At 73.4% G+C, this 7,595-nt stretch carries 8 protein-coding genes; 3 read left to right on the forward strand and 5 right to left on the reverse strand.

Annotated features, from left to right (window positions below):
* Positions 1–318: 318 nt before the first annotated feature.
* Entirely contained in the window at positions 319–1,254 is a 936-nt protein-coding gene (locus tag ACFV5H_RS37465; protein ID WP_385199157.1) for an AraC family transcriptional regulator, read from the forward strand.
* Positions 1,255–1,263: 9 nt separating this feature from the next.
* A complete protein-coding gene (locus ACFV5H_RS37470; protein WP_385199159.1) occupies positions 1,264–1,953 on the forward strand; it encodes a helix-turn-helix domain-containing protein in 690 nt (229 codons plus the stop codon).
* On the opposite strand, the gene ACFV5H_RS37475 is transcribed toward ACFV5H_RS37470, so the two are convergent.
* Together ACFV5H_RS37475 and ACFV5H_RS37480 are read right to left on the reverse strand one after the other, a co-directional pair.
* Positions 1,933–2,337: a VOC family protein gene (locus tag ACFV5H_RS37475; RefSeq protein WP_385059005.1), complete on the reverse strand. Its 405-nt coding sequence runs from the start codon at positions 2,335–2,337 to the stop codon at positions 1,933–1,935. The genes ACFV5H_RS37470 and ACFV5H_RS37475 overlap by 21 nt on opposite strands.
* A gap of 24 nt (positions 2,338–2,361) precedes the next feature.
* Positions 2,362–3,477 (reverse strand): NADAR family protein, encoded by a 1,116-nt coding sequence (locus ACFV5H_RS37480; RefSeq protein ID WP_385059007.1) that lies wholly within the window; start codon positions 3,475–3,477, stop codon positions 2,362–2,364.
* A 72-nt stretch (positions 3,478–3,549) separates the two neighbouring features.
* Between ACFV5H_RS37480 and ACFV5H_RS37485 the strand changes: the two genes are divergently transcribed.
* Positions 3,550–4,209 (forward strand): ThuA domain-containing protein, encoded by a 660-nt coding sequence (locus ACFV5H_RS37485; protein WP_385199160.1) that lies wholly within the window; start codon positions 3,550–3,552, stop codon positions 4,207–4,209.
* Here the strand turns inward: ACFV5H_RS37485 and ACFV5H_RS37490 are convergent, their stop codons facing one another.
* The 3 genes from ACFV5H_RS37490 to ACFV5H_RS37500 all read right to left on the reverse strand — a co-directional run bounded on the left by ACFV5H_RS37490 (position 4,210) and on the right by ACFV5H_RS37500 (position 7,311).
* Entirely contained in the window at positions 4,210–5,115 is a 906-nt protein-coding gene (locus tag ACFV5H_RS37490) for a transporter substrate-binding domain-containing protein (RefSeq protein WP_385059011.1), read from the reverse strand.
* 15 nt (positions 5,116–5,130) lie between these two features.
* Positions 5,131–5,880: a hypothetical protein gene (locus tag ACFV5H_RS37495; RefSeq protein ID WP_385199162.1), complete on the reverse strand. Its 750-nt coding sequence runs from the start codon at positions 5,878–5,880 to the stop codon at positions 5,131–5,133.
* 204 nt (positions 5,881–6,084) lie between these two features.
* Positions 6,085–7,311 carry an MFS transporter gene (locus tag ACFV5H_RS37500; RefSeq protein WP_385059016.1) on the reverse strand — a complete coding sequence of 409 codons (1,227 nt, stop codon included), beginning with the start codon at positions 7,309–7,311 and terminating at the stop codon, positions 6,085–6,087.
* Positions 7,312–7,595: the final 284 nt, after the last annotated feature.

Raw genomic sequence — 7,595 nt, forward strand, 5'->3', positions numbered from 1 at the left:
GAAATCAGCCTCTCCGGCGTTTGAGGAGCAGGGGTCCGGGGGGCAGCGCCCCCGGGAAGGGGCGGCGGGGGCGAAAACCCCTCGGCTCACGCCTTCCAGGTGCCGGCCGCCGCCTCCTCCGCCACGAACTCGGCGAAGTCCCGCGGCTCCCGCCCCGGCGGCCCGTGCCACCCGGCTCCCCGTACGCCCCGTCGCGCCCGTCACCACGATCGTCGTGTTCCCGATGTCCTGTGTCATGCCGACGAGTCAACTCCCGCACGCCGCACGGAACCATCGCTGAACGGCTCACTCCCATAAGCCCGCGTCTACGCTGCTCCCATGGACGCACTCACCGGCCTGCTCGAGGGCCCCCGCGCGCGGGGCGCGTTCATGATCAGGGCCTGTCTCGACCCCCCGTGGGCGATCCGCGTGGAGGACCGCGCCCCCCTGACGCTGATGCTGCTCGTCCGCGGCGAGGCGTGGATCGTGCCGGACGGGGGAGAGCGCCTCCGACTGCGCCCCGGCGACCTCGCCATCGCGCGCGGCCCCGACCCGTACACCTGCGCCGACGACCCGGCCACGGCCCCGCAGGCGCTGATCCTGCCCGGCGGCGAGTGCTCCTACCCCGACGGGCGTCCCCTGAACGGCGTCATGGACCTGGGCGTCCGCACCTGGGGCCACCGGCCGGACGGCGGGACGGTGGTGCTGATTGGCACCTACCAGATGCGGGGCGAGATCGGCGGCAGGCTCCTGGACGCGCTGCCGCCGCTGCTCTCCCTCACCACCGACGTGTGGGACTGCCCGCTCACGCCGTTCCTCGGCGAGGAGATCGTGCGCGAAGCCCCCGGTCAGGAGATCGTCCTGGACCGGCTGCTCGACCTGCTGGTCATCGCCGCGCTGCGCGCCTGGTTCGCCCGCCCGGAGGCGGAGCCGCCCGCCTGGTACCGCGCCCAGGCCGACCCGGTCGTGGGCCCGGTCCTCCGCCTGCTCCAGGACGACCCCGCCCACCCGTGGACGGTCGCCGCGCTCGCCGCGAAGGCCGGGGTCTCCCGCGCCGCCCTCGCCCGCCGCTTCACCGGACTCGTCGGCGAACCCCCGATGACGTACCTCACCGGCTGGCGCCTCGCCCTCGCCGCGGACCGCCTCCGCGACACCGGCGACACCATCGGCGCGATCGCCCGCCAGGTCGGTTACGGCAGTGCGTTCGCCCTGTCCACGGCCTTCAAGCGGGCCTACGAGGTCAGCCCGCAGGAGTGGCGGACGCGGGCGGCGTAGCCTGGGGGCGTGTACAGGGAGCGGGCGTCACGGCTGACGGGCGCGGTCGTGTGGACCAACACCCCGTCCACGAGCGGGGAGGGCCGGGTGCTCCCCGACGGCTGCATGGACCTGCTCTGGCACGAGGGCCGCCTGCTGGTCGCCGGCCCCGACACCCACGCCCACGTCACCGAAGGCGGACCGGGCACATGGGCGGGCGTCCGCTTCCGGCCGGGCACCGCGCCCGCCCTGCTCGGCGTACCCGCCCACGAGCTGCGCGACCTGCGCGTCGCCCTGTCCGACCTGTGGCCGGCGGCCGACGTACGCCGCATGACCGCCCGGGTGAACGCGGCGGACGATCCGGCGCACGCCCTGGAGGACCTGGCCCTGCGCCGGGCGGCACGGACGCCCCCGCCCGACCCCCTGCTCGGCCGTCTGGTCACCGCCCTCGACGCGGGCCGCCCGGTGGCCACCACCGCCGACGAACTGGGCGTGGGAGCCCGCCAGTTGCACCGCCGTTCGCTGGCCGCGTTCGGCTACGGCCCGAAGACCCTGGCCCGCATCCTCCGGATGCGCCGTGCCCTCGCCCTGGCCCGGACGGGCGTCCCCTTCGCGGAGACGGCCACCCGGACCGGTTACTCGGACCAGGCCCATCTCTCCCGTGAGATACGGGACTTGACGGGCCTGCCGCCGGGCCGGCTACTGGCCGCTCACGGCTAGCGGCGCGAACAGGTCCACCCCGTTCCCGTCCGGGTCGAGGAGGACGGCGTACCGCTGCCCCCACACCGCGTCCCACGGCTTGAGCTCGAAACCGCTCCCGGCGTCGACCATCTCCGCGAAAATCGTGTCGACCTCCGCGGGACTGTCGCACCGCAGCGCCAGGGAGGTCCTGCCCCCGCCCGGCGACGGCTCCCATTCCGTGTGGAAGGACCGGACCACCTCCTCCGTGTCCAGCAGCAACCGCAGCCCTCCCGGCAGCCCGGCCTCCACATGTCCCTGCGCCTCGGCCCCCTCCGGGAAGGCGAACCCGAGACGCCGGTAGAAGGCGACGGAGGCGGCCATGTCCGAGACGACCATCCCGATGGCATCGAATCGTGCACTCATGCGGCCCACCGTAGGGCCGCGTCCCTACGACGGTCTTGAAGGAATCGGACACGCGAGTTCGGACCGGACCAGTTCGAGGAGGCGGCCGGTCCAGTTGCGGCCCCTGCCGTTGTCGTCGCCCCAGAACGCGGAGTCGGAGTCGCCGTAGACGATCGTCGCGTCCTCGGTGCCGAGGAGGACGCGGGCCAGTTCCGGATGCCGGGTGAACTTGGCGCGCAGCAGTGCCGTCATGACGGCGGTCCGCCGCCGCTCCCAGTTCTCGCTCCGCTCGGCGTCGGCGGCCAGGTTCCGGGCGCCGAACGTGCTGTCCGCGGCGGCGACCGCCTCCCGCAGGGCGGGGTCGGCGACGGAGAGGGCCCAGTAGGCGTGGGTGACGGTGGGGTAGGTGACGCCGTCGGCCTCGACGGGCGCCGGGTACTCGTTGCGCAGCGCCTTCGTGCCCGGGTCGTCGGACGGCTCGAGCGGATGGCTCTCGTACAGGTGGACCGCGGGGGCGACGGCGGTCGCGGGACCGTCGGCCGGAACGCGCGAACGCGCCTTCGCCGTCCACTCGGCCCGTTCCTCGAAGTAGGAGAGCGCCCAGGCGTAGTCCTCCTGCGTGATCTCCACGTCGGGCCGGCGGTCGGTGGTCCCGCCGGGGCCGGCCACCAGGATCTGCAGTGGCCGGTCCTTGCGGTCCATGTCGCCCAGCGCGTAGTGCCGCTGCGTCTCGGGTATGGCGAAGTACGCGTCGCGTGCCGCGTCCCGCTTCTCCTCGGTGCGATCGGCCAGGAACGCGTCGACCGCCGCCAGACAGCGGTCCGTCGAGTCCGGGCGTCCGTTGAGCTGGTCGATCGTGTCCCGTATCTCGGCGACGAGTACCTCGGGAGTGAGCCAGGTCAGCGGCTCGGCGAACTTCCACCGGGCCAGGTCGAAGGCGGACGCCTCGGCGCCCTCCGGGAGTTCGGTCGCCACCCAGCCGCTGCGCAGCTTCCCCTCGAACTCCTCCAGGGTGACCAGCCCCCAGCAGTCGACGAGCCCGTCCGCGTAGATGAACAGGTCGGTCAGGTGGTAGTCGAAGTTACGGATGAAGGCGTGCCGCCAGGTCCCGGGGACGCGTACGCCGTCCGCCATGCGGTAGGTGATCCGGTTGCCGATCATCCGCACATTCTGGGGGACGGCGAGTCCTGCCCGACATCGAGTTTCCGGCGCCCGCCGCATAGGCTCCCGCCCATGCCCGCCCCCGCACGCCCCGCGCTCCTCGTGTACACCCGCACCACCGACTACCGGCACGACTCCATCCCCGCCGGCGTCGCCGCCCTGCGCACCCTCGGCGACTTCACCGTCGACGCCACCGAGGACCCGGCCGTCTTCGAGGAACCGCTGGACCGGTACGCCGCCGTCGTCTTCCTCTCCACCAGCGGCGAGGTGCTCACCCCGGCCGGGCGGCAGCGACTCGCGGCGTACGTCGAGGCGGGCGGGGGGTTCGTCGGGGTACACGCGGCAGCCTGTACGGAGTACGACTGGCCGTACTACGGCGAACTCCTCGGCGCCCGCTTCGACAAGCACCCCGCCTTCCAGCCGGGCCGCGCCCTGACCGAGGACCACGACCACCCGGCGACCCGGCACCTGCCCGGTGTCTGGGAGTTCACCGACGAGTGGTACGACTTCCGCACCGACCCGCGTGCCGCGGGCGTACGGGTCCTGCTCTCCGCCGACGAGTCGTCGTACGACGGCGGCGGCATGGGCGACGAGCACCCGCTGGCCTGGTGCCGCGAACAGGGCGCGGGCCGTGTCTTCTACACCGCCCTCGGCCACGCCGCCGAGGCCTACGACGACCCGGACTTCCGCGCCCATCTGCTCGGCGGCGTCACCTGGGCGGCCACCCGCTGATCATTCCTTGCAGGAGGAGTACGTGTTCAGGTCCTGGGGGTCGGGACGGAAGTGGTTCTCCCAGTCCCCGGGATGGGCGGCGACCAGCGCGGGCAGCTGGGCCTTCACATCGCTCGCCCACGCGTCGGTGAGGTAGTCGCGCAGGGCGTCGCGCAGCTTCTCGCAGTCGCCCCCGCGGCCCTCCGGCAGCGCGATGCCGTACCTGTTGATGTTGCCGAACGAGACGTCGGGCACGACCTTGAGGGGCGTGGGGCTCCTCTTCTGCTCCTCCACGTATCCGTGGAGCAGCGCCTCGTCGGTGAACACGGCGTCGATGTGCCCCTGCTGGAGCTTGTGCACGCAGGTCGAGTAGTCGCTCTCCGTGTGCGGTGTCGTGCCGTCGGGCAGCGCGGCGATGGCCGCCGTCGAGCCCTCGACCGTGCAGATCACCTTGCCCGCGACGTCCTTCTCGGTCTTGATGCCGTCGTAGTCCTCGCGGACCAGGAACGCCTGCTTGGTGACGAAGTAGGGCCCCACGAAGTCGACCTTGTCGTCCCGCTGGGGGGTGATCGAATAGGTGCCGATGACCAGTGCCGACGACTTCTCGACGAGCTCCTGCTCCCGCTTGGCGGACACCACGTCGTGCCACCTCGGGGTGAAACCGATCCGCTTGCCGAGGTAGGCGGCCAGGTCCGGCTCGAAGCCGCGGTCGGTGTGTTCCCTGTGGAGGTTGAACCCCGGCTGGTCGGTCTTGCCGCCGATGTAGACGGTGCCGGTGAGGGAGGACTCCTGGCCCGCCCCGTCCGCGGTCCGTCCGCAGGCCGCGACGGTGAACAGCAGGGCGGCGGCGGCCGTGACCCGTGCGTGCCGACGGCCGGGGGACCGGAGGGAGCGCGGGCGGCGCGGAGCGTGCGTCGGGGCTGTCACTGGGCTGCTTCTCTCCTAGTCGTCCAGGTACGCGGAGGTGACGGACAGGTCCACTTCGCAGCCCTGCTCCGCGTGGAGCAGGACGGAGAGCTCGACGTCGCCCGCCCCCCGTCCCAGGGTGAAGACGAACTCCGTGCCGGGGGCTCCCGTCCGCACCTGGTCCTTGCCGGCGCCCGTCCTGGAGGTCACGGTCAGCTCGGTGCCGGGCACGCACACCGGGGCGGCGGGGTCGTGCGGGGCCACGTCGAAGACGAGGGTGAGCCGCGGTTCCCGGTCGTCGGTGTGCAGGGAGCCGGTGACGGTGTCGCCGTCCACCAGGGGAGCGGTGACGTCGAGATCGACGTCGTGACTCACGTCCACGGGGCGGCTCTCCAGGACCGCCCAGGTGCCCCAGGACGGCAGTCCCACGGCCAGTACGGCCAGCGGGATCACCACAAGGACGAAAGGCGGCCACAACGGAGGCTGCCCGTCCGGGCCGCGGCGCGCGATCAGCGGCAGCATGGCGGTGGCGAACGCCAGCAGTGCCGCCGCCGTCGCGCCGACCACCACGGGGTCCCCGCCGAGCGCCAGCCAGACGGCGCCCGCCCCGAGAACGGTCACGAGATCGGCCAGGAGCAGGAGGGTGATCACCCACGAGCCCGCGGCGGCGTCACGGACCCGCAGCGCCGCACGCCGGAGCCACGGGAGGGACGGGGTGCCGTCCTCGCCCGGGGGGTCCGTACCTGCCGACGCGCTCGGTGTCGCGCTCGTCACGTCGTTGCTCACGCGCGCAGCATAGGGGCGTGGGTGAGCGACCCGGGGCGAGATGTCACCCGGGTGGTTGACCTCGGCGTGAAGCGGCCCGCGGGCGTGTTCCGGTGTGCTACGGCGCGGTCCCGGAGCCGTCGGACGGGCTCCGGGACCGTGCCGTGCAGGCGTGTTCCACCGGCCGGGACGACGGCTCCGGGCGGTGGCCGTCCCCGGTGCGGGTCAGTCCGGGCGGTGGGCCGCCGTGACCTGACCGGCCTCCGCCGGGGCCCCGGCGCCGGACGAGGTGATCACCTCGGAGCGGCGGCCGTCCCGGTTGAGGACGCCGCCCGTGACGGCGAGGCCGAGGCCGGCCACGGCGAGGACGGCGCCGACCAGGGCGGGGGAGGTCCAGCCCCAGCCCGCCGAGAGGGCCAGCCCGCCGAGCCAGGCGCCGCCCGCGTTGGCCAGGTTGAAGGCGGAGTGGTTGGAGGCCGCCGCCATCGTCGGGGCGTCCTTCGCCTTGGCCATGAGCAGCATCTGGACGGGGGTGGTGATGAGGGAGCCCAGCGCGCCGATGAAGGTGATCGTCACCAGGGCGGGCCAGGTGCTGTGGACGGTGAAGGAGAACGCCACCAGCGACGCGGCGAGCAGGGCGAGCCCCGCGTACAGCGTCGGGCGCAGGGCGCGGTCCGTGAGCGGGCCCGCGACCAGCGTGCCGAGCGTCATGCCGACGCCGTAGAGCGCGAGGACCAGGGTGGTCGAGGACTCGGAGATGCCCGTCACGTTCGTCAGGATGGGCACCAGGTAGCTGTAGACGGCGAAGAAGCCGCCGAATCCCACCACGGCGACGGCCAGGCCGATCGCGACCTGCCGGTTGCCCATCGCCCGCAGCTCGTGCCGGACGCCGGACTGCCCGCCGCGGGGCTGGTGGGGGACGAAGAGGGCCAGCGCGGCGAGGGCGGCGAGGCCGATGACGGAGATCGCGAGGAAGGCGGACCGCCAGCCCAGCTGCTGGCCCAGGGCCGTGCCGGCCGGGACGCCGACGATGTTCGCGACGGTGAGTCCGAGGAACATCTTCGAGACGGCGCGCGCGGCCCGTTCGGGGGCGACCAGCCGGGAGGCCACGACGGCGCCCACGCCGAACAGCGCCCCGTGCGGCAGCCCCGTCAGGAAACGCGCGCCGAAGAGCAGGCCGTAGGTGGGGGCGAGCGCGGACGCGACGTTGCCGACCACGAACAGTCCGGACAGGAGCAGGAGCAGTCGCTTGTGGGGCACGCGCGCACCGATGCCCGTCAGCACGGGGGCACCGACGACGACACCGAGCGCGTAGGCCGAGACGAGGTTGCCGGCGTCCGGCACGGAGACGCCGACCCCGTCGGCGATCTGGGGCAGCAGCCCCATGGTGGCGAACTCGGTCGTGCCGAGACCGAACGCGACGACGGCCAGGGCCAGCAGAGCCAGTGGCATGGTGCGGGGAAACCTTTCGAAGACAGCGGGCCGGACCGAGGGAGGGGGAAGGACCGAGGTCGCCCCGGCTCCCGTGGCCGGTCGCGCTGAGCGCCATTGCCCCGCGCACCCCGGGACAGGGGAAGCCCATAAGGAGTGGAGCAAGAACGGCGGGCCGCGCATTCCAAGATCGAGCCGCACATCGCCGTGAGCTGCGTCACGCCGTACCGGGCGGGGCGCCGCCCCCAGGTCCCGCCCCGCCGCCCCGGCGTCCGCCCGCCTCCCGGGAGCCGGGTTCCGGGAGG

The sequence above is a fragment of the Streptomyces sp. NPDC059787 genome (assembly GCF_042732315.1).
Taxonomy (GTDB): domain Bacteria; phylum Actinomycetota; class Actinomycetes; order Streptomycetales; family Streptomycetaceae; genus Streptomyces; species Streptomyces atrovirens.